The sequence below is a fragment of the Paenibacillus luteus genome (assembly GCF_006542765.1).
In the GTDB taxonomy this organism is placed as follows: domain Bacteria; phylum Bacillota; class Bacilli; order Paenibacillales; family Paenibacillaceae; genus Pristimantibacillus; species Pristimantibacillus luteus.
Map to the genome: position 1 here is coordinate 59,329 of NZ_SKCD01000027.1, position 21,419 is coordinate 80,747.

20 protein-coding genes, 1 rRNA gene, 1 pseudogene and 2 riboswitches are annotated in these 21,419 nt (G+C 47.5%); all 22 genes and pseudogenes read left to right on the forward strand.

Annotation, left to right across the window (positions count from 1 at the left end):
- Positions 1–50 precede the first annotated feature (50 nt).
- A complete protein-coding gene (locus tag E0496_RS20840) occupies positions 51–1,595 on the forward strand; it encodes an ABC transporter ATP-binding protein (RefSeq protein WP_141503746.1) in 1,545 nt (514 codons plus the stop codon).
- 3 nt (positions 1,596–1,598) lie between these two features.
- Positions 1,599–2,681: an ABC transporter permease gene (locus E0496_RS20845; protein WP_141503747.1), complete on the forward strand. Its 1,083-nt coding sequence runs from the start codon at positions 1,599–1,601 to the stop codon at positions 2,679–2,681.
- Position 2,682: 1 nt separating this feature from the next.
- Entirely contained in the window at positions 2,683–3,645 is a 963-nt protein-coding gene (locus E0496_RS20850) for an ABC transporter permease (RefSeq protein WP_141503748.1), read from the forward strand.
- A 602-nt stretch (positions 3,646–4,247) separates the two neighbouring features.
- Positions 4,248–5,186: a quinolinate synthase NadA gene (nadA, locus tag E0496_RS20855; RefSeq protein WP_141503749.1), complete on the forward strand. Its 939-nt coding sequence runs from the start codon at positions 4,248–4,250 to the stop codon at positions 5,184–5,186.
- A gap of 133 nt (positions 5,187–5,319) precedes the next feature.
- Entirely contained in the window at positions 5,320–6,933 is a 1,614-nt protein-coding gene (nadB, locus tag E0496_RS20860; RefSeq protein ID WP_141503750.1) for an L-aspartate oxidase, read from the forward strand.
- Positions 6,926–7,810 (forward strand): carboxylating nicotinate-nucleotide diphosphorylase, encoded by an 885-nt coding sequence (gene nadC, locus E0496_RS20865; protein ID WP_141503751.1) that lies wholly within the window; start codon positions 6,926–6,928, stop codon positions 7,808–7,810. The genes nadB and nadC overlap by 8 nt, the downstream gene beginning before the upstream one ends.
- Positions 7,807–8,580: a type III pantothenate kinase gene (locus E0496_RS20870; protein ID WP_141503752.1), complete on the forward strand. Its 774-nt coding sequence runs from the start codon at positions 7,807–7,809 to the stop codon at positions 8,578–8,580. Before nadC ends, E0496_RS20870 begins: the two co-directional genes overlap by 4 nt.
- A complete protein-coding gene (gene hslO / locus E0496_RS20875) occupies positions 8,580–9,485 on the forward strand; it encodes an Hsp33 family molecular chaperone HslO (RefSeq protein WP_141503769.1) in 906 nt (301 codons plus the stop codon). Before E0496_RS20870 ends, hslO begins: the two co-directional genes overlap by 1 nt.
- 17 nt (positions 9,486–9,502) lie before the next feature.
- Positions 9,503–10,486, forward strand: coding sequence for a peptidylprolyl isomerase (locus tag E0496_RS20880; protein WP_141503753.1), 984 nt, complete (start codon positions 9,503–9,505; stop codon positions 10,484–10,486).
- A 126-nt stretch (positions 10,487–10,612) separates the two neighbouring features.
- The gene (gene cysK, locus E0496_RS20885; protein WP_141503754.1) at positions 10,613–11,551 is read left to right on the forward strand and encodes a cysteine synthase A; all 939 of its coding nucleotides are present in this window, start codon (positions 10,613–10,615) and stop codon (positions 11,549–11,551) included.
- Between the two features lie 112 nt (positions 11,552–11,663).
- Positions 11,664–13,268 (forward strand): anthranilate synthase component I family protein, encoded by a 1,605-nt coding sequence (locus tag E0496_RS20890; protein WP_175598100.1) that lies wholly within the window; start codon positions 11,664–11,666, stop codon positions 13,266–13,268.
- Entirely contained in the window at positions 13,265–13,846 is a 582-nt protein-coding gene (gene pabA, locus E0496_RS20895; RefSeq protein ID WP_141503756.1) for an aminodeoxychorismate/anthranilate synthase component II, read from the forward strand. Before E0496_RS20890 ends, pabA begins: the two co-directional genes overlap by 4 nt.
- Positions 13,843–14,718 carry an aminodeoxychorismate lyase gene (gene pabC / locus E0496_RS20900; RefSeq protein ID WP_141503757.1) on the forward strand — a complete coding sequence of 292 codons (876 nt, stop codon included), beginning with the start codon at positions 13,843–13,845 and terminating at the stop codon, positions 14,716–14,718. Before pabA ends, pabC begins: the two co-directional genes overlap by 4 nt.
- A gap of 55 nt (positions 14,719–14,773) precedes the next feature.
- A complete protein-coding gene (folP, locus tag E0496_RS20905; RefSeq protein WP_141503758.1) occupies positions 14,774–15,655 on the forward strand; it encodes a dihydropteroate synthase in 882 nt (293 codons plus the stop codon).
- 17 nt (positions 15,656–15,672) lie between these two features.
- Entirely contained in the window at positions 15,673–16,059 is a 387-nt protein-coding gene (gene folB, locus E0496_RS20910) for a dihydroneopterin aldolase (protein WP_141503759.1), read from the forward strand.
- Positions 16,037–16,591: a 2-amino-4-hydroxy-6-hydroxymethyldihydropteridine diphosphokinase gene (gene folK / locus E0496_RS20915; RefSeq protein ID WP_141503760.1), complete on the forward strand. Its 555-nt coding sequence runs from the start codon at positions 16,037–16,039 to the stop codon at positions 16,589–16,591. The genes folB and folK overlap by 23 nt, the downstream gene beginning before the upstream one ends.
- Entirely contained in the window at positions 16,543–16,755 is a 213-nt protein-coding gene (locus E0496_RS20920; RefSeq protein WP_139991386.1) for a helix-turn-helix domain-containing protein, read from the forward strand. Before folK ends, E0496_RS20920 begins: the two co-directional genes overlap by 49 nt.
- A gap of 171 nt (positions 16,756–16,926) precedes the next feature.
- Positions 16,927–17,216: pseudogene (locus tag E0496_RS36600) on the forward strand (tRNA-dihydrouridine synthase); the annotation flags it as partial.
- Positions 17,217–17,524: 308 nt separating this feature from the next.
- Positions 17,525–18,001: a transcription elongation factor GreA gene (gene greA / locus E0496_RS20930; RefSeq protein WP_141503761.1), complete on the forward strand. Its 477-nt coding sequence runs from the start codon at positions 17,525–17,527 to the stop codon at positions 17,999–18,001.
- 171 nt (positions 18,002–18,172) lie between these two features.
- Complete coding sequence (lysS, locus tag E0496_RS20935; protein WP_421924369.1) at positions 18,173–19,690, forward strand: lysine--tRNA ligase; 1,518 nt, start codon at positions 18,173–18,175, stop codon at positions 19,688–19,690.
- A 264-nt stretch (positions 19,691–19,954) separates the two neighbouring features.
- Positions 19,955–20,034: riboswitch (cyclic di-GMP riboswitch) on the forward strand.
- A 49-nt stretch (positions 20,035–20,083) separates the two neighbouring features.
- Positions 20,084–20,162: riboswitch (cyclic di-GMP riboswitch) on the forward strand.
- A 13-nt stretch (positions 20,163–20,175) separates the two neighbouring features.
- Positions 20,176–20,985 carry a transglutaminase domain-containing protein gene (locus E0496_RS20940; RefSeq protein WP_141503763.1) on the forward strand — a complete coding sequence of 270 codons (810 nt, stop codon included), beginning with the start codon at positions 20,176–20,178 and terminating at the stop codon, positions 20,983–20,985.
- Positions 20,986–21,318: 333 nt separating this feature from the next.
- Positions 21,319–21,419 (forward strand): 16S ribosomal RNA (locus tag E0496_RS20945); the annotation flags it as partial.

The following is a 21,419-nucleotide window of genomic DNA, read 5'->3' on the forward strand; positions in this document are numbered from 1 at the left end:
GAGCAACGTGTCATGCTTTTATAGCGTTAACAACCGGGGAGATGATGAGGATGGACCGGAGCCTGACGGCTGTGCAATTAAAGGGGATTACAAAGCGGTTTCCTGGATTGGTGGCCAACGATTCGATCAATTTTGAATTGAAAAAAGGCGAAATTCATGCGCTGCTAGGTGAGAATGGCGCTGGAAAATCGACGCTAATGAATATTTTATTCGGTTTATACCAGCCGGATGAAGGTGAGATCTGGATTAACGGTGAGAAGACCGTCATTGAAGGCGCGTCTAAAGCAATAGATTTGGGTATCGGAATGGTGCATCAGCATTTTAAACTCGTACAACCGTTTACGGTTGCTGAAAATATTGTGCTCGGCAATGAGCCGGTAAAAGGCATTAAAATTGATTATAAGCTAGCTAACGAAAAGGTTCGGGCAATCTCCGAGCGCTATGGTCTGAAAGTAGATCCGCAGTCGCGGATTAAAGATATTACGGTTGGTACGCAGCAGCGTGTTGAAATTCTGAAAACCTTGTATCGCGGAGCTGAAATCGTTATCTTTGACGAGCCGACCGCCGTACTAACTGTACAGGAAATCGAAGAGCTTATTGAAATCATTCGTAATTTGGCTGCGGAAGGCAAATCGATCATTATTATTACGCATAAATTGAAAGAGGTTATGGCGCTTGCCGATTCGGTAACCGTTATTAGACGCGGGAAGGTCATCAAGACCGTTACGACCGAGGAGACCAATGAACAGCAGCTTGCGGAACTGATGGTGGGCAGAGACGTTTCTTTCGAAGTAAAGAAAACGAAGCGCGAACCAGGCGAAGTTATTTTGTCAGTAGACGCATTGCAAATGAAGGGCGAGCAAGGTAAGAATGCGCTTAATGGTGTCGGCTTCAATATTCGGGCCGGAGAGATTCTCGGCATTGCAGGTGTTGATGGAAACGGCCAGAGCGAGCTCATCTATGCGATTACGGGTATGCGCAAAGTCGATAGAGGCAGCGTGAAGCTGAATGGCCGCGACATGACTAATCTCTCACCAAGGCAAATGTCAGTTGCAGGGGTCGGTCACATTCCGGAGGACAGGCACAAACATGGTTTAGTGCTCGACTTTAGCGTGAGCGAGAATATGATTTTGAACACGTATTTCGAGCCCGAGTTTGGCAGGTCGTTATTCATTGACTATCAAGCGATGGACAAGCTGTCCGACAAGCTGGTCAACGAATTCGACGTACGTTCATCCGGTATTCATACGCATGCACGGGCACTGTCGGGAGGAAATCAGCAGAAAGCGATTATCGCACGTGAGCTGCATAAAGATCCGGATTTACTTATCGCTGTGCAGCCAACACGTGGACTGGATATCGGAGCCATTGAATATGTGCATAAGCGCTTGGTTCAAGCACGAAATGAAGGCAAAGCGATATTGCTTGTCTCCTTTGAGCTTGATGAGCTGTATGCTTTATCGGATCGCATTACGGTGATGTACGAGGGCAGATTGATGGGCGAGGTTGATGCTGAGCACAGGGACGATCAGCAGCTCGGACTCATGATGGCCGGCAATAAAGCTGTAGCAGACATATCAAAGGGAAGGGGATAGCGGATGGACACGTTAAAAAAGGTATTTGTTAAATCGTCTATCCTCATACCGATCGTTGCAATCGTACTCGGCCTTATTGTCGGTGCGATTGCTATGCTGGCTGGAGGATATGATCCGATTCTGGCGTATAGCTCGCTGCTCGATAAGCTGTTTAGTACACCCTATAACATTGGTGAAGCTATCCGGGCGATCACGCCTTTAATTTTCACGGGACTTGCGGTATCGTTTGCATTCCGTACGGGTCTTTTTAATATCGGGGTAGAAGGTCAGTTTGTAATGGGGATGACAGGCGCAACGATTATTGGTGTGCTTCTTGATCTTCCTTGGTACATCCATGCCCCGCTTGCTGTCATCACAGGAGCGGTATTTGGCGGCTTATGGGCAGGCATTGCAGGGTATTTGAAAGCAAAACGCGGCGTAAACGAAGTTATTTCTTCAATCATGTTGAACTGGATTGCCCTGTTCCTCTCTAACTTTATTGTCGTGAAGTTTCTCGTGGAGAAAGGGCAGCAAAAATCCATGCCTATTCATGATTCAGCCATGATGAAGATTGATTGGCTGATCAAGCTTATGGATAATGCCCGAATGCACTGGGGAACGGTCGTTGCTGTTCTTTGTGTCATTATATTTTATATCGTCCTTTGGCGTACGAAGCAAGGTTATGAACTGCGTGCGGTTGGACATAACCCGGATGCAGCCTTGTACGCAGGGATGAATGTTAATGTAACGATGGTTAAATCGATGTTTATCAGTGGTGTATTTGCCGGCCTCGGCGGCGTATTCGAAATTTTGGGCGTTTTCGGCAACCAGACGGTAATGGCTGCTTCACCTGGCTATGGCTTCGACGGGATTGCGGTAGCACTTCTTGGGGGCAATACACCGATCGGCGTTCTGCTTGGTGCCATGCTCTTCGGCGGACTTAGCTATGGCTCGGCAGGCATGAGCTTTGGGGCGGGCGTTCCACCTGAGGTTGTCCGCATCGTTATTGGGGCCGTGATTTTCTTCGTTGCTTCGCATGGATTAGTAAAATGGTTCCTAAAACCTTTTCTAAATAAACGTGCAAGCAAGCGGAAGGAGGCGGTGTAGCATGAACGTGTTGGAAATCATCGGACAGCTAATTAATACAACGCTCGTGTTCTCCACCGCGCTAATCTTCACAGCACTTGGGGGAATGTACTCAGAGCGTTCCGGCGTTGTTAATATCGGTCTAGAGGGCTTGATGGTGTCTGGTGCATTCGCTGCTGCAGTTGCTACCGAATATGCCATACAAGCAGGCATGGGGAATGTTTCGCCTTGGATTGGGTTTATAGCAGCCGCCATTTATGGCACTCTTTTTGCTCTTCTTCACGCGATATCCACGATCACCTTCCGCGCGGATCAGACAGTCGTAGGTGTCGTTATTAACATTCTTTCCTTGGGCTTATCGTTATACTTAACCAAAAGCTTGTATGCGGGATCAGGTCAAACACCGCTGCTTGCAAATGTATTTCACAAATGGAAAATCCCTTATTTGTCGGATATTCCACTGCTTGGGAAAGCGATTTTCACCGCTTACCCGACAACGTACATCGTTCTGGCGTTGGCTGTTATCAGCTATTTTGTATTGTTTCGCACACCATTCGGTTTGCGTCTGCGTGCAGTGGGCGAGCACCCGAGCTCAGCAGACACCGTCGGAATCAGCGTAACGAAATATCGTTATATCGGCGTACTCCTTAGCGGAGCGCTTGCTGGTCTTGGTGGTGCGACGATTACGCTTACCACGACGAGCAGCTTTGCGCATAACACGATTTCAGGGCAAGGCTTTATCGCGCTTGCTGCGCTTATCTTCGGCAAGTGGAACCCGCTCGGCGTCGTTGGAGCAGCAATGTTCTTTGGACTTGCACAAGCGATGAGAAGCTTTATGCAGCGCTTTGAGTTCGCACAGCATATTCCTTCGGAATTTTTCTACATGCTGCCGTATGTTTTGACCCTTATTGTCCTTGCGGGTGCAGTCGGTCGCTCGAATGCTCCTTCAGCTCTTGGGCAGCCATACGATCCTGCCAAACGTTAATTGAAGCAAAGCCTCTCTCCGTCATGGAGAGAGGCTTTTTTTGAATACTTGAATTTATATGGTATACACGATAAAGCAACCTTATATCTCTATGAGAAACGCTTACCTTCCTCATGCTGAGGACGGAGAAGCCGTTTCTTCTTAACGTATAGAAAAGTATATGATTTTATTCATACTTTCTCTATACGTCTACGCGAAACGTGAGCATAGCCGCCAGAGGACGGCTTCAGCCGTTTACGCTTGTTTATAAGTTTCCCTTATCTGAATCCGTGGATCACTGAGCATTTTAAGCACTCCTCTTAAGGTTCACTGAGAATCATTTTCGCTTGATTCAATCAAAAAAGTCTCTTTTTTGTTGAATAGGACCATGATGCAGCTATTAGATAAATTAATTTCAAGTTGCCGCCATAAAAAGGCCTTTAATAGATTGACAGTAGCATCTGCCGCGTGTAAATTAAAACTTAATCAAATGAATTTATCCCTTTTGGTTTAAACTATAGGTAAGCGACTTTCTAAGTTTGTGCATCAATTCACAAAGTTGAGCTTGCCGTATAACGGAATGGGGATTTAACCCCATCCCTCATAAGAGGAGAGGATCTACTGTGGAAGCACTGGCACTGGAACGCAAGGCGGAACAAAACCGTGAGTTGCGTGAACGGTTGTTACAGTTGAAGAAAGAACGAAATGCTATTATTTTAGCTCATTATTATCAGCGTGATGAAATTCAAGAGGTTGCCGATTTCCGGGGAGACTCCTTCCTCCTTGCACAGAAGGCTGCTCAAACCGACGCTGAGGTTATCGTTTTCTGCGGCGTTCACTTCATGGGCGAAAGCGCTAAAATTTTGGCGCCGAACAAGACGGTAATCATTCCAGATGAGCGTGCCGGCTGCCCGATGGCTGACATGGTTAACGTTGACGGGTTGCGTCAGCTAAAGGCGAAGCATCCGAATGCAAAGGTCGTAACCTACATTAACTCTTCGGCTGAAATTAAAGCGGAGACGGATATCGTATGTACATCGGCTAATGCGGTCAAGGTTGTTAATTCAGTTGAGGGTGACGAAGTCATTTGGGTACCGGACAAAAACCTGGGCCATTATGTGCAGCAGAATACCGATAAGAAGATGATTATCTGGGAAGGCTACTGCAACACGCATGACATGCTTACAGTTAAAGACGTAGAAGAAATGAAAGCAAAATATCCAAACGCGCAGTTCGTTGTACATCCAGAGTGCCGTCCCGAAGTGGTGGAGCTTGGCGATTTTGTAGGCAGTACAACTGCGATCATTAAATATTGCAAGGAATCCGATTGTCAGGAGTTTATTGTAGGTACCGAAGACGGAACTGGCTACCAGCTGCGTTTGGACAGTCCCGGCAAAACGTTTCTTTTTGCATCCAAATATTTGGTTTGCCCGAACATGAAGGTTAATAATTTGAAGAAGCTCGTGAAGTGCCTGGAAACGATGCAGCCTCAAATCTATGTGCCGCCACATGTTGCGGATCAGGCCCGTTTGTCCCTGGAGCGCATGCTACTCGTGAAGTAGTATGCGCTACTCCTGTCTTTGAAATATAAGATTTAGTGATTGTTATTCTATAGATGATGCTTATATTTCACCGCGAAACGTAAGCAATGCAGCCAAAGGTCGGCTTTCGCCGTTTACGCTTGGAGGAGCACTGATGATTCCTAGATATTTAGTTGATGTGCAGCTAAGTGAGCTGCCTGTGATTGAAAAAGATGTCATCGTTATTGGGGCCGGCATTGCCGGTCTTTTTACCGCTATACGGGCGAGCGAACACGATTCAGTATTGATGATTACGAAGAAGTCATTGCTGGACAGCAATACGAGATATGCTCAAGGCGGGATTGCCGCGGTTATTTCGGATGAGGATTCTCCTGATTACCATAGTCAAGATACGCTCGTAGCCGGCGCGGGACTGTGCTCGGATGAAGCGGTTGACGTGCTCGTTCATGAGGGGCCGAGGGGTGTTCGAAGCCTGATTAAGATGGGTACTCAATTCGACCTAGAGAATGGGGAATTTGCTCTAACGAAGGAAGGCGCACACAGCCAGCGGCGTATCTTGCACGCAAACGGTGACGCCACTGGCTTTGAAATTGTACGAGCGCTGTCAGAAACGGCGATAGCAAATCCTCAAATTGAGGTATGGGATGACCACTTTGTGATCGATCTCGTTACCCAGGATGGAGAATGCTGCGGAGCTATTGTGCAGAAGCCGGGAGGTCAGCGGTTGTTTGTTAAAGGCAAAGCGGTCATCTTAAGCTCTGGCGGTGCTGGTCAGCTTTACCGTTATACAACGAATCCCGAGGTTGCAACTGGTGATGGCATAGCGATGGCTTACCGGGCAGGGGCCTACATACAGGATGTTGAGTTTATTCAGTTCCACCCCACCTCGCTGTGCTATCCGGGTGCGCCTAGGTTCCTTATTTCGGAGGCCGTTCGAGGAGAAGGCGCATACCTTCGCAATATAAAGGGAGAGCGCTTTATGGATCGTTACCACGAGCAGCTTGAACTGGCTCCAAGGGATGTTGTGGCGCGCGCGATTGTCAGCGAGATGGAAGAGACCAAGTCTACCTTTGTCTATATTGATATTACACATGAATCACCAGACATGGTGAAGCATCGTTTTCCGACAATTTATGAATACTGTTTGAAGTATGGCCTTGATTTGACATCGGACTGGATTCCGGTAGCGCCTGCGATGCATTATATGATGGGTGGAGTCAAAACGGATCTCAATGGTGAAACCAATATTAAGCGGTTGTTCGCCTGCGGTGAGGTTTCGTCTACTGGCGTACATGGTGCTAACCGGCTTGCCAGCAACTCGTTATCGGAAGCGATTGTGTTCGGCAGAAGAATCGTAAAGCGTATTAATGAGCTCTCAGAGCTTACTACAGTTCCGGTCTCTGATAATGAGGCGGAACGCAGCAGCAGCTCAATTCAGGCTGTTGTGGAAAAAAGACTTAAGCTGCAAAAAATTATGGTGCGTTATGTAGGCCTGCGCCGCGATGCGAAGAGCCTTGCTAAGGGCCTAGAGGAATTGAAGCGGCAATTGCCGATATACCAATCCATTTTGACTGAGCGTGAAGAGTATGAGTTTGCTAATTTGCTGACCTGCGCACTTCTGACTACGGAAGCCGCACTCTCACGTGAGGAAAGCCGCGGTGCGCATTATCGGGAGGATTTTCCGCTTCGTGATGATGAAAAGTGGAGAAAGCACACGATATTGCACCGTCTACATGGACTGACGGAGGAGCGGATTAAAGATGTTTGAATGGACTGCGGGAGGATATGACGCTGCCATACGTGAACAAATTCGCGGCTGGCTTGCTGAAGATATAGGCAGCGGGGATATTACGACGGAGACAACGATACCGAAGGATTCGCGTTCGAAAGCGGTTATCCATGTCAAGGAGAACGGCATAATAGCTGGACTTCCTATCGCGCGATTGGTATTCGAAGTCGTTGATTCTTCTCTGGTATTTGAAGAAAAGGTGCAGGACGGCGATGATGTGGACAAGGGTACGGTGCTGGCTACGGTAGAAGGCAGCACGCATAGCTTGCTTACCGGCGAGCGGCTAGCTCTTAATCTGATGCAAAGATTATCCGGCATAGCTACCAAAACGCGTTCATTTATTGATGCGCTTGAAGGCTTGCCTGTTCGGCTGGTGGATACACGCAAGACGACCCCTGGGCACCGCAAACTAGAGAAGTATGCCGTCCGTGTCGGCGGCGGAGCCAATCATCGTTTTGGCTTGTATGATGCCGTCATGATCAAGGATAATCATATTAAGGGCTCAGGTGGCATTCGTGCGGCAGTTGAAGCGGCGCGAACTAATATTCCACATACGATGAAGATCGAAGTCGAGACAGAGTCGCTGGAGCAGGTGGGTGAAGCTCTGGCATGCGGCGCAGACATTATTATGCTGGATAATATGGACCATGCCATGATGAAGGAAGCCGTAGCCCGAATAAAGACGGCATCACCTCATGTCATTGTTGAGGCCTCTGGCGGCGTAACGCTGGATACGGTAAAAGGCATAGCGGCATGCGGAGTAGATGTCATTTCCGTAGGAGGATTAACGTACTCCTTCCATGCGCTTGATATTAGTTTGGATTTGAATGCGAAGAAGGGTGGGGAATCGCTTTGATCCTCGTCATTGATGTCGGGAATACGAATATTGTGCTAGGCATATACAAAGGCAAAGAGCTTTTGCATCATTGGCGATTAAGCACGAACCGTTCAGCGACAGAAGATGAATATGGCATGAACATCCATAATCTGTTTCATTATGCGGGGGTTAAGCTGGAACAGATGGAGGGTGTGATTATTTCATCGGTCGTGCCTCCTTTAATGCGTACGTTGGAGCAGTTGTGTCATAAATATTTGAAAAAAACACCCTTAGTCGTTGGGCCAGGCGTAAAGACTGGATTAAATATCCGTTACGAAAATCCACGCGAGGTCGGAGCTGACCGTATCGTGAATTCGGTGGCAGGTATCGTCAAATATGGCTCCCCGCTAATTGTTGTTGATTTTGGAACAGCAACAACCTTTGATTACATCGATGAAGGCGGCAATTACTTAGGCGGTGCGATTGTGCCTGGCATTGGCATCTCCACAGAAGCGTTGTATCAGCGCGCAGCCAAGCTCCCAAGAATTGAACTGGTGAGGCCAAAGAGCGTCATTGGGCGCAATCCAGTCACATCGATGCAGGCGGGCATTATTTTTGGCTATGCGGGTCAAGTAGACGGTATCGTCAAGCGCATTCGCAACGAATTCGGAGTAAACCCGCGCGTTATTGCTACAGGAGGCCTGGCAGAGTTAATCGCTGCCGAATCGGAAACGATAGAGGAAGTCGATCCGCTTCTGACTCTGGAGGGCTTAAGAATTATATATGAACGCAATCAGGAGGGATTATGATGGAGAATCAGCTGAAGGACGTGCTAGTGCGAGGGACGGCATGGGGTGGCAAAATTCGAGTGTTCGCGGCTCGCACGACTCAGCTTGTTGAGGAGCTTCGTCAGCGGCACGGTACTTTTCCTACGGCTACAGCTGCACTTGGCCGTACGTTAACAGCTGGTGCCATCATGGGTGCCATGCTGAAGGGGCAAGAGAAACTAACGATTCAAGTGAAAGGCGATGGGCCTATCGGACAAGTCGTTGTAGATGCCAATGCTGACGGTGAAGTTCGCGGGTATGTCGATCATCCGGAGGTTCATCTGGCAAGCAACGCGCATGGCAAGCTTGACGTCGCTGGTGCAGTGGGACGCAGCGGATATCTTCATATCACTAAGGATTTAGGAATGAAGGAGCCTTACCGCGGCAGCATTCCGATTGTATCGGGTGAGCTGGGGGAGGATTTTACTTATTATTTCGCGGTTTCGGAGCAGACGCCATCAGCGGTAGGGCTTGGCGTACTGGTTGATTCCGATCATTCGGTACTGCATGCAGGCGGTTTTATCGTTCAGTTGATGCCAGGACTTTCAGATGAAGAAATTACAAGGCTTGAGCAAGCGGTAGGCGCTATGCCTCCCGTAACGACTTTGCTGGATCAAGGGGAATCACCAGAGGAATTGCTTCGTAGGATCGTTGGCGACAATGAACTTCAGATTCATGATACAATGGAATTGAAATTTAAGTGCTTCTGTTCCTCGGAGCGTGTGGAGCAGACGCTCCTCAGCCTGGGAGAGCATGAATTGCAACAGATTATAGATGAAGACGGAAAAGCGGAAGTCGTTTGCCAATTTTGCAACGAAGCGTATACATTTGAGCGGGCAGAGCTAGTGCGACTGCTTGATCAAGCGAAACCAAAGCCGATCCAATAATCGGAGGCATTAGGGGAATGAGGAAATACGAGGTGCTGAGGGCCGTTGTCATCCTTCAAGCCGTATGTATGGTTGTGTTAACGGTAGTCGTTGTCATTAAGGTATTCCCCGGAAACGACCGCTTGCAGGGCTCGCAGCCGCAGACGAATGTGGGCAGCGAGGGAGAACAGGGCGAGCCCGGCCAACATCCGGGCGAACAAGTCGATCACAAACGTATCATCGCGAAGATAGGCAAAGAAACGATCTTGCTCGCTGATTTGGAGGGACAACTTCATAAGCTTTATGGAGATGCGGTATTGCGTACATTAATGGTGCATAAAGTCATTGATATGGAAGCAGAGGCATCCGAGCTAAGCGTGTCGGCAGAAGAACAGAGCCGTGAGCTGGATAAGATGGTGGATGGCTACGATAGCGAGGCCCGTTTCTATGAAGTGATGAAGGAACAGCTTGGTATGTCGAAGGAGCAGGTGCTTGAGGATCTTCGCTACCGTCTGCTGCTGGAGAAGATCGTGATTCGCAGTGTTGAAGTCTCGGATGATGAGGTTGACCGCTATATCGCTGATCATCCCGAGGAATTTGAAGCGAGGTCTCAGCTTCATCTGCAGTGGATCTTGACGGAAACAGCGAAGGAAGCCAATTCGGTGCTGAAGCTGCTTGCGGTAGGTGAAGATTTCAGCGTACTCGCGCGGACTTATTCCATTGATTCTTTTACGGCAGACGCAAACGGTGATTTAGGCTTGATCGCGGAGGATGACCCTTTCTATAATCGCGAAATGCTAGAAACGGCGAGCCGCTTGCAGATTGCTGAAATGGCCGGCCCGATTAAGGTGGAAGGCGGGTATGCGGTGATCCGTCTGATTGAACGCCAAGTAACGACAAGCATGTCCGGACCTGAAGTGTATGATGAGGTTCGCAAACAGCTGGCCTTAGAGCATGCGGAATCATTAACGGATGTGGAAGATGAACTTTTGGAAAAATATGATGCAGTAAAAGTAGAATAGAGCTGTACGGCTAGCGTTTGCAGTGGAGTGAGAAACTCACTATTGACAACGGATGCAAGACATTGATAAGATGGAATTAGTGAAAAAACCAACTGAATTAGTCGGAATAAGGAGGCAGTTATTTCCATGGCCAAAATTGTGCAAAGCGTTTTAGATCTTATCGGTGATACTCCGCTTGTTCGTTTGAATCGTCTCGTGCCTGAGGGCAGCGCAGAAATTTATGTAAAGCTTGAATACCAAAACCCAGGTGCAAGCGTTAAAGACCGTATCGCAATTAGCATGGTTGAAGTTGCTGAGCAAGAGGGAATTATTAAACCGGGTGATACGATTATTGAGCCTACTAGCGGTAACACAGGAATCGGACTAGCACTTGTAGCAGCAGCAAAAGGTTATAAGGCTATCCTTGTTATGCCAGAGACAATGAGTATTGAGCGTCGCAACCTGCTTCGTGCTTATGGCGCTGAGCTAGTTTTGACACCGGGATCTGAAGGGATGAACGGCGCTGTTCGCAAAGCGGAAGAGCTTGCTGAAGCGAATGCTGATTATTTCCTGCCACAGCAATTCAAAAACCAAGCCAACGTAAAGGTTCACCGCGAAACAACGGGTCCAGAGATCGTTGAGGCAATTAATTCGCTTGATGGCAAATTGGATGCATTTGTTGCTGGTATCGGTACTGGCGGTACCATTTCTGGCGCTGGCGAAGTGCTTAAGCAAAATTTCGAAGGCATCAAAATCGTTGCCGTTGAACCAGCTGCTTCACCGCTTCTGTCGGGCGGCAAGCCGGGCGCACACAAAATTCAAGGTATCGGCGCAAACTTTGTACCTGATATTTTGAACCGTGATGTGTATGACCAAGTTATTGCTGTTGAAAACGAAGAAGCATTCGAATACGCTCGCCGTGCAGCCAAAGAAGAGGGTATCCTTTGCGGTATTTCTTCAGGCGCAGCGATCTTCGCAGCGCTTCAAGTAGCGAAAGAGCTTGGCGCAGGCAAACGTGTAGTTGCTGTTATCCCGAGCAATGGCGAACGCTACCTGTCGACTCCTCTCTTCAATTTCGAAAACTAATTTTATATCGAATATACGACAGCCTTTCATTCCCCGGAATGGAAGGCTTTCTTTTTACTTAGGTATTCTGTATACTGAGCAAAATAAGTCAAGTTATCGGGGGTTGAAGGTGATGGTCACCGCTATAGAACAGTGGACTCGGTGGCACGCCGAACATAAATATACGACGCTGCCGCTGTTGAAGGAATTGCCCTTCCAGATCGATACGAGAGCAGGCGTTGCCTCGTGGGAAGAGGTGTGGCAGGATGCTTCACCCTATGCTTTTGTCCTAGAAAGCGGTAAGGATGGGCGGTATACCTATTTGGGACTGCATCCTGACGGTATCATACGTGGCAAAGGCTTGTCAGCCGAGTCGGTGCAATTCGAATCCGTTGAGGAGCAGACTAAGCGTCGATGGGAAGGAAAGCCTCTCCAGGTCGTTAGGGAATGGATGAGCGGAGAGCTTGGGCCAAGGCTTGAGGAAGGTCCTAAGTGGATTGGCGGCTGCGCCGGATTCTGGGGTTACGATATTATACGAACCATTGAACGTCTGCCTGTACAGGCAGAGGATGATCGATCAATCCCCGATTATCTATTCATGCAGATGAACGAGCTTTGGATTATCGATCATGTAGATTCCAAGGTCTACTGCGCCGTTCATACCAAGATCAATATGGATGCGGGTACTCAAGAGCTAAATGCTGCTTATGAACGTGCATTGTCGAGGGCAGAAGGGATGACCGATTATTGGTTGACCTGGTTTGACGAGGCTCGTGTCAAGAAGAAGGCGGAAGCGCTTCAGGCGCGGCGGAAACAAATGCTTGAAGATGATCTGCTGCAAATCGACGTCGAGTCTGTTGCAGGGATCACCTCGAAATTCCCGAAGGAAGCTTATATGGAGGCTGTTCGGAGTATACAGCAATACATTGAGCAGGGGGATGTTTTCCAGGTTAATCTCTCTGTAAGGCAAAGTAAAAGAATCTCAGCTAAGCCAGAAGAGCTGTATGAATGGATCAGGCTGGTGAATCCTTCTCCCTACATGGGTTTTCTGCGCTGTCCCGATTTTCAGCTTGTTTCGGCTTCGCCGGAGCTGCTTGTTGAGCTGTGTGAGAACAAGCTCGCAACCAGACCGATTGCTGGAACACGGAGGCGTGGCCGTACAGAAGAAGAGGATCGGCAATTGGCCGATGAACTTCTCTCGAACGAGAAGGAGCGCGCCGAGCACATTATGCTAGTGGATCTGGAGCGAAATGACCTTGGCCGGATTTCTGCTTATGGAACCGTTAAAGTAGAAGAGCTGATGGTCATTGAACAGTATTCACATGTCATGCACCTTGTGTCTCAAGTTGAGGGGCAACTGGCAAGCGGGAAAGATGCTTATGATGTTATTGCGGCGACCTTTCCAGGCGGAACGATTACGGGTGCGCCAAAAATCCGTACGATGGAAATAATCGAAGAGCTGGAACCGACACGCCGTGGACCATATACCGGATCATTAGGGTGGATTGACTATAACGGGGATATGGAATTTAATATAATTATTAGAACCATGGCGCTGCAGGACGGGATTGTCCATATTCAAGCGGGAGCGGGAATCGTCATTGATTCTGATCCGGAGCGCGAATACAAAGAATCGTTGAGCAAAGCAAAGGCTTTATGGAAGGCCATTCAGTACAGTGAACGGTTTGCGGAGCATAACCATGCTGCGGAGCCGGATAGAGGGGGAGCCTTAACATGATACTGGTAATCGATAATTATGACTCTTTTACGTACAATCTCGTTCAGTATTTGGGTGAGCTTGGCGAAGATATTGTTGTGAAACGTAATGACGAGGTCGACCTTGCGGGCATTGAAGCTTTGGCGCCTGATCATATTCTGATCTCTCCTGGACCTTGCTCGCCGAATGAAGCGGGCATTAGCTTGTCGCTTATCGAGCATTTTAAAGGGATCATTCCGATTTTTGGCGTTTGTTTGGGCCATCAGTCCATTGGACAAGCCTTCGGAGGCGAAGTGGTTCGTGCGGAGAGACTGATGCATGGAAAAACCTCTGCAATTCATCATGATCAAAAATCAATTTTTGCAGGAATGCCTACTCCTTTCACCGCTACTCGCTACCATTCTTTAATCGTACGTCGCGAGACGCTGCCGGATTGTCTTGAAATTACGGCAGAGACGGAAGAGGGCGAAATTATGGGACTGCGTCATAAGGAATATCCGATTGAAGGGGTGCAATTCCACCCTGAATCGATTATAACGGAGCATGGGCTAACGATGCTTCGTAATTTCTTGCAAAATCGGACGGGCGCAGTGCGATGAAAATCGGTCTGAACGGCTCCGTCATGGAAGCGAGCGAAGCCGTGATCTCTGTATATGATCACGGTTTTTTGTACGGTTTGGGACTATTCGAAACCTTTCGTACTTATGAGGGCAGACCCTACTTGCTGGACCGGCATATGAATCGTTTGTATATGGGCTGCGAGCAATTAGGTATCCGCAATTGCCCAAGCGTGCAGCAAGTGTCCGATATGATCTATGAGCTTCTCAATGCCAATGGTTTGAAGGCGGGATATGTACGCTTGACTGTCAGCGCGGGAGAAGCAGAGCTTGGTTTGCCGACCGGTGATTACGAGCAGCCGAATGTGTTAATGCTTGTGAAGAACTTGCCGCCTGTCAATGATGCGGTTCATATGCGCGGACGGGAGCTGCGGCTTGTGCAGACGAGGCGGAATACGCCAGAGGGCGAGGTTCGTTTCAAGTCCCTCCATTATATGAACAATATTATTGCCAAGCGAGAGCTGCTTGCTAGTGGTGCTTTGCCAGGCGTGGAGGGTCTAATGCTAACCCGTGAGGGCTGGCTGGCAGAAGGGATCGTCAGTAATTTGTTTTTTGTGAAAAATTCGGTCATCTATACGCCAGCTCTCGCAACTGGCATATTGCCTGGCATTACGCGCGAGCGCGTGATGGAGTTGGCGGCTGAGGCGGGGTATCTGGTGAAAGAGGGGCTTTACAGCTGGGAGCAGCTGCAGTCGGCCGATGAAATCTGGCTTACCAATTCCATTCAGGAAGTGGTTCCTGTCACTACCTTGACGGATGCGATTGGACAGAGCATTGTCATCAGCGACGGGGAAGCAGGGGAATTGACTAGACAGCTGCTCTCTCTTTACCGGCAGGACACTAACGTGGTTTAAAAGATAAGGGTCTGTGTTGCTTTGATGAATAAATACGGCATGAGCATAAGAGTAAATGAAGAAGGATGGTGATCTAATCGTGGGTCAACAACCAAGCTATTTTAAAAGAATTTACGATTTTGGAGACGGATCGAGAATAGAGCTTGGCAGCCGAACGTTAGTCATGGCGATCTTGAATGCAACGCCTGATTCGTTCTCGGACGGTGGAAAGTATACGAATGTTGAAGCTGCTCTTGCCCACGCTCGCGCGATGGTTGAGGCTGGGGCTGATATTCTGGATATTGGCGGAGAGTCGACCCGTCCAGGCTTTGAACCGGTCGGGCTAGAGGAAGAAGTGCGGAGAATTGTTCCGGTGATTCAGGCATTGCGCCAAGCGCTGCCTCATATTCCTCTTTCGATTGATACCTACAAAGCCGAAACTGCACGTCAGGCGCTGGAGGCCGGCGCGCATATTATTAATGATATTTGGGGTTTAAAAGGTGACCCGAACATGGCTGCCATTGCGGCTGAATACGGCTGTCCGGTTATTATCAACCATAATCGTCATGCCAGGAACTACAATGATTTGGTTCCCGATGTCCTCTCTGACCTGCTGGGAAGTGTAAGCATCGCCCGGGCAGCAGGAATAGCAGATGAAATGATTTGGTTGGACCCCGGAATAGGTTTTGCAAAAACCTACGAGGACAATTTGGAGCTGCTCGGCCGTCTGTCTGAGCTGAATGTGCTTGGATATCCGGTACTTCTCGGCACCTCTCGCAAACGATTCATTAAACAGACTTTGGATTTACCCGTGGACGAGCTCGTTGAAGGAACGGCTGCAACGGTGGCTCTTGGCATCGCACATGGCTGCCAGATTATGCGCGTTCATGATGTTCGTGCAATCAAACGGACCGCGCTGATGACGGATGCTATTTGTTACTTCAACCAAAACCGTTAGGAGAGAGAACAACTATTATGGACAACATGACGATAAAAGGAATGAAGTTTTACGGATATCATGGTGTATTTGCGGAAGAAAACAAGCTCGGCCAGCAATACTATGTCGATATTGAACTGAGCATGGATTTGGAGCAGGCGGCGTTAACGGATGACTTGAATTGTACGGTGAATTATGCGGAAATTCATGCGCTTGCCAAGACAATCGTAGAAGGGCCTCCTTTCAAGCTAATTGAAGCTTTAACCGGTCACATTGCATCGCAGGTACTGGAAGCTTATACTATGGTAAATGAAGTTACAGTTCGAGTAACCAAGCCGCATCCGCCGTTTGACATTCATTTTGATGGAGTAACGGTTGAGCTGCGCAGAAAGCGGGACGCTGATGGACGAACAATTCCCGCTTGACGGTGAATGGGTTGTAGCCTATATCGCATTAGGCTCTAATATGGGAAACAGGGAGCAGCTTTTGCTCACCGCTATCGGACTCATTGACGCTCATCCCAAGATTGAAGTTAACAAGGTATCAGGCATGTATGAGACGGACCCTGTTGGATACACGGATCAGCCGCCATTTCTTAATATGACATTAGCCATTAGGACGTCGCTTTCTCCGCTGCTGCTGCTTCGTCAGCTTCTCGATTTTGAGCAGGAATTAGGGAGAGTTCGACAAATACGTTGGGGACCAAGAACCATTGACCTCGATCTCCTCCTATATGATAATGTCAGAATGGATCTGGAGGAGCTGACATTGCCGCATCCGCGTATGATGGAGCGGTCATTTGTGCTTGTGCCGCTGCATGATGTTATAGAAGAATCGCATCAGCTATCTGCTGAGGTGAATGCAGCGTCCAGTGCGGCGCTTTTGGATGGAAAGGAAGGCATCACGTTATGGAAAATAATCAATTGGCGCAGCGCGTCAGAGCCTTTCGAAAATTGAAGGGCTATACTCAGCAGGAGCTGGCCAAGGTGCTTGGCGTATCAGTAGCTGTACTTGGTTCGTTAGAACGCGGGACAAGAAAGACAGACCCAAAACTGTTAAGTCATATTGCCAAGACGTTAGGAATCAGCTACGAGGAACTTATGTTGGATGACCGTGAGTAACAATGGATCAAATAGGAGCTTTAAACCATAAACGATTAGAAGGGGAGCAAGGAGCGACATGCTGAAAATCGGAGACATCATGATGAAGAATAGAGTGGTGCTAGCGCCGATGGCAGGCGTGTGTAATCCGGCTTTTTGACTGATTGCTAAGGAATTTGGAACAGGTGTTGTATGCGCATTGGCTGGGACGATGAGCATATTTATGCGTTTGAGCATGCTCGCGCAGTAGAGCGTGCAGGTGGGATGGCCGTACACGTGAGCAGTTGTATACGGGCAAGGCTAATTGGGACATTATAAGGGATGTTAAGGAAGCGGTATCCATTCCCGTAATTGGAAATAGCGACTTTTTTTCTCCAGAAGATGAAAAGCGCCTGCTTGATCATACCGGCTGCGACGGGGTCATGATTGGCCGCGGTGCGCTCGGCAATTCATGGATGTTATACCGGAAGTTTCAATACCTTACTAAACATTTAAATCGGTCGGTTAAGCAGGTTTACTTGTGGAATCAGTCAGCCGACATTGTTCGACAAAAGCCGCTGCGAAGCGGCTTCTGCCGCAACAGGTAGAAATGAAACGGTTGCAATGACTCGGTTGGCTTTGATTGACATTCGGGGTAACTTTGCAATATAATCGTGCAATATAATCTAACGTACACATCAAGAGCGCTTCAAAACACAGAGGTATGATGAACCAGAAGCGTAATATATTAGGTAACAGTGAATTCATACGTGGTATGAAAAATTAGTCACATGACAGGAGAATCGGAAAGATGAACGATAAGCAAATCATTCTGACTCAAGAAGGGCTGCGCAAGCTCGAAGATGAATTAGAAAACTTAAAATCGGTCAAACGCCGTGAGGTTGCCGAACGTATTAAAGTGGCAATCGGCTATGGCGATATCAGCGAAAACTCCGAGTACGAAGATGCGAAAAACGAACAAGCCTTCATTGAAGGCCGTGTGCTTACCCTAGAGAAAATGTTGCGGAACGCACGCATTATAAATAACGATGATATCGACATTGATACCGTTAGCATCGGCTCGATCGTAACGGTAGAGGATATGGAGTATGGCGACAAAATGGACTACTCCATTGTCGGTACAGCGGAAGCGGACCCTTTGCAAAATAAGATATCGAATGAAAGTCCGGTTGGCAAAGCGATTTTGGGCAAAAAAATAGGCACAGTCGTGGAAGTTAACGTACCAGTCGGCATGATTCAATACAAAATTCTCGATATCAAAAAATAAGGCTTGCTATGTGCGAATCGGAAAGCTTCCTTGTAGGAAGCTTTTTGAACGTTTAAACTATAAGAATCTAGTTAGCTCAGGCGCATAAAGCATATCGATTTCGCCAGTCGGCGGGAGTATGCTGCATTAAGATCGGCGACAGTCGCCTATGCTTGCCGAATGATCAAGGAGATGAAAGCAGTGGAACATGAGAACAACGAGCAGGAGCTAAGTGAGCTTTTGCAAATTAGAAGAGACAAACTGGACGAGCTTAGAGGGCTTGGCGTAGATCCGTTTGGCCGGAAATTCGAACGTACCCATAATGCCAAGGAGATTGTAACGGCTTATGAAGAGCTTAGCAAAGAAGAGCTGGTTGAAAAAGGCGTGGAGGTTCGCATAGCGGGCCGTATTATGCAAAAGCGCGGGATGGGTAAAGCCGGCTTTGCTACCATTCAGGATTTGAGCGGCAAGGTTCAAATTTATGTGCGCAAGGATACAGTAGAAGAGCATAAATTTGCGGCCTTCGATCTGCTCGATATCGGCGATATTATCGGAGTAGCAGGCGTTGTGTTCAAAACGAATACAGGCGAGGTATCCGTTAAAGCACTAGACATTGAGGTTCTGACGAAATCCCTGCTTCCTTTGCCAGATAAATATCATGGTCTTAAGGATGTTGAGCTTCGTTACCGTCAGCGCTATGTGGACCTGATCGTAAACCCGGACGTGCAGCAAACCTTTATTACTCGTTCCAAAATCATTCAATCGATGCGACGTTATTTGGACTCGCGCGGTTATCTTGAGGTAGAAACGCCAACCTTGCACTCCATTGCTGGAGGCGCGGCAGCTCGTCCGTTCGAAACCCATCATAATGCGCTAGATATGCAGCTTTATATGCGTATTGCCATTGAGCTTCATTTGAAGCGATTGATCGTAGGCGGCTTGGAGAAAGTGTATGAGATTGGTCGCGTATACCGTAACGAAGGCATCTCAACACGCCATAATCCAGAATTTACAATGATTGAGCTGTATGAAGCGTATGCCGATTACAAAGACATTATGGCGCTTACCGAGAATGTGATCGCTCATATCGCTCAGGAAGTGCTCGGAACAACCAAAATTACTTACCAAGGTCAGGAAATTGATCTAACTCCGCAGTGGCGCCGCGTTTCCATGGTTGACCTAGTTAAAGAAACGACTGGTGTTGATTTTGGCGCAGAGATGAGTGATGAGGAAGCTCATCGCCTTGCGAAAGAGCATAAGGTTGCGGTTGATCCGCATATGACGTTCGGTCATATCCTTAATGCTTTCTTTGAACAGTTCGGCGAGCATACGCTCATTCAGCCTACTTTCGTAACGGGTCATCCTGTAGCGATCTCTCCGCTCGCGAAGAAAAATGAGGAAGATCCGCGTTTCACGGATCGGTTCGAGTTGTTTATCGTAGCGCGTGAGCATGCTAATGCCTTTACCGAGCTGAATGATCCGATTGATCAGCGCGAACGCTTTGAATCACAGCTGCTTGAACGTGAGCATGGCAATGATGAAGCGCATGAGATGGATGAAGATTTTATTCGTGCTTTGGAATACGGCATGCCTCCGACTGGTGGCCTAGGAATCGGAATTGATCGTTTGATTATGCTGTTAACAGATTCACCATCCATTCGCGACGTTCTGTTGTTCCCTCATATGAGAGATCAGCGTTCGGCGGAATAGACATATGCAAAGAACCGCAAGGCCTTTGGCTGCAGCGGTTCTTTTTTATTTGAGTTTTTATAGGTCTACATAATAAAGCAGTCTTTTATTCTACGAGAAACGATTACCCTTCTATGGCAGAGGACAGGGGGATTTGCTTCTTCTTGTCTTATATCGAGGATATATAGCGGCAATTCTAAAAAAATAGAAAAATATGCTTGTAATTATATAAAACATCTATTGTATTGCTAGAATCATATGGTAAGATAGAACTAATAAAGCAATACACGATAACGGCAAACCTATTGAAAAATAGGGACGCAAAGCTAAAGGGCCTTCCGACTAGATGGCAGCCAGCTACCGAATGGACAAGCTTTTTTTTGTTTTTTTAGGATATGTAATTCAACAAGCTTTAAACGATAATGGCAAACCTATCGAAAGGTAGGGACGCAAAGCTAAAGGGCCTTCCGAAAGATGGCAGCCAGCTACCGAAAGGGAGTTTGTATATGCGTAAATTTATGATGTTAATCGCAGTGTTTGTTTTGTTTTCTTCCATTCACGTAATGCCGGCAAATGCCAGCGGAGTTGATCCAAAGGCATGGCTTAATACGGACAACTTGGATAACGGCGTCATTTCCGTACAATATCCCGTAAACGCCAAGTTGAAAACAAAGCTCATGATCGCTAAAGGACAAACAAATTATACGTACAACCTGACTGCGGGGAAAGCAAGCGAGAGCTTCCCACTTCAGCTTGGAAATGGTGAATATACAATATCGCTGTTGGAGAATACATCAGCAAATAAATATAAACAAGTGAAGAAAGAAATCTTACAGCTTAACTTGAAGGACAGCAAGGTTCTATACCTGAACTCAATCCAAAACATTGAGTGGACAAGCAGCAGCCTTGCAATCGTAAAGGCTAAGGAATTAACTAAGAATAAGAAGACCGATGCCGAGAAGGTAAAAGCGGTTTATGACTATATTATTTCAAATGTAGAATATGACAATAGGCTTGCGGCTAACTTGTCGGTTGATTATCTGCCAAGCATCGACCGTACCTTTAAGACAAACAAAGACATTTGCTACGGTTATGCATCGTTGTTTGCAGGGATGCTTCGCAGCTTGGATATTCCAACTAAGCTCATGATGGGAAAATCGACTTACGTCGATGTCTACCATGCTTGGAACGAAGTATACCTGGATGGCAAATGGGTCATCATCGATACGACTGTAGATGCTGGTTTAAAGCAGGGCAACAAGAAGATCGACCTTATTAAAGAAGCATCGAAGTATACGGCAGCAAAGCAGTATTAATACTGAAATATGTAACGAGCAGGCGTATATCGCATGCTCGTTTTTTAATGTGAGTAGATGAAATAATTATATGAAGATTGGCTGCTTATATAGACTGTAATCATGAGGCTCGGTTATCAGAAAGGGCTTGGAAAAAGTTTTTTAAAGTTTTATAAAAAAATGCTTGCAATGCCATAGGCGCCTGTGATATATTATCTAGGTCGCCAACGAGACACACGGCCGACACGAAAGAAAAGATTGCTCTTTGAAAACTGAACAACGAGTAATAATTGCCTCGCAAATCCTTCGGGATAAGCGAAAAAGCGATAAAAAGTAATGAGCATTTCAAACACCAATTTGGAGAGTTTGATCCTGGCTCAGGACGAACGCTGGCGGCGTGCCTAATACATGCAAGTCGAGCGGAGTTGATGAGGTGCTTGCACCTTTGATACTTA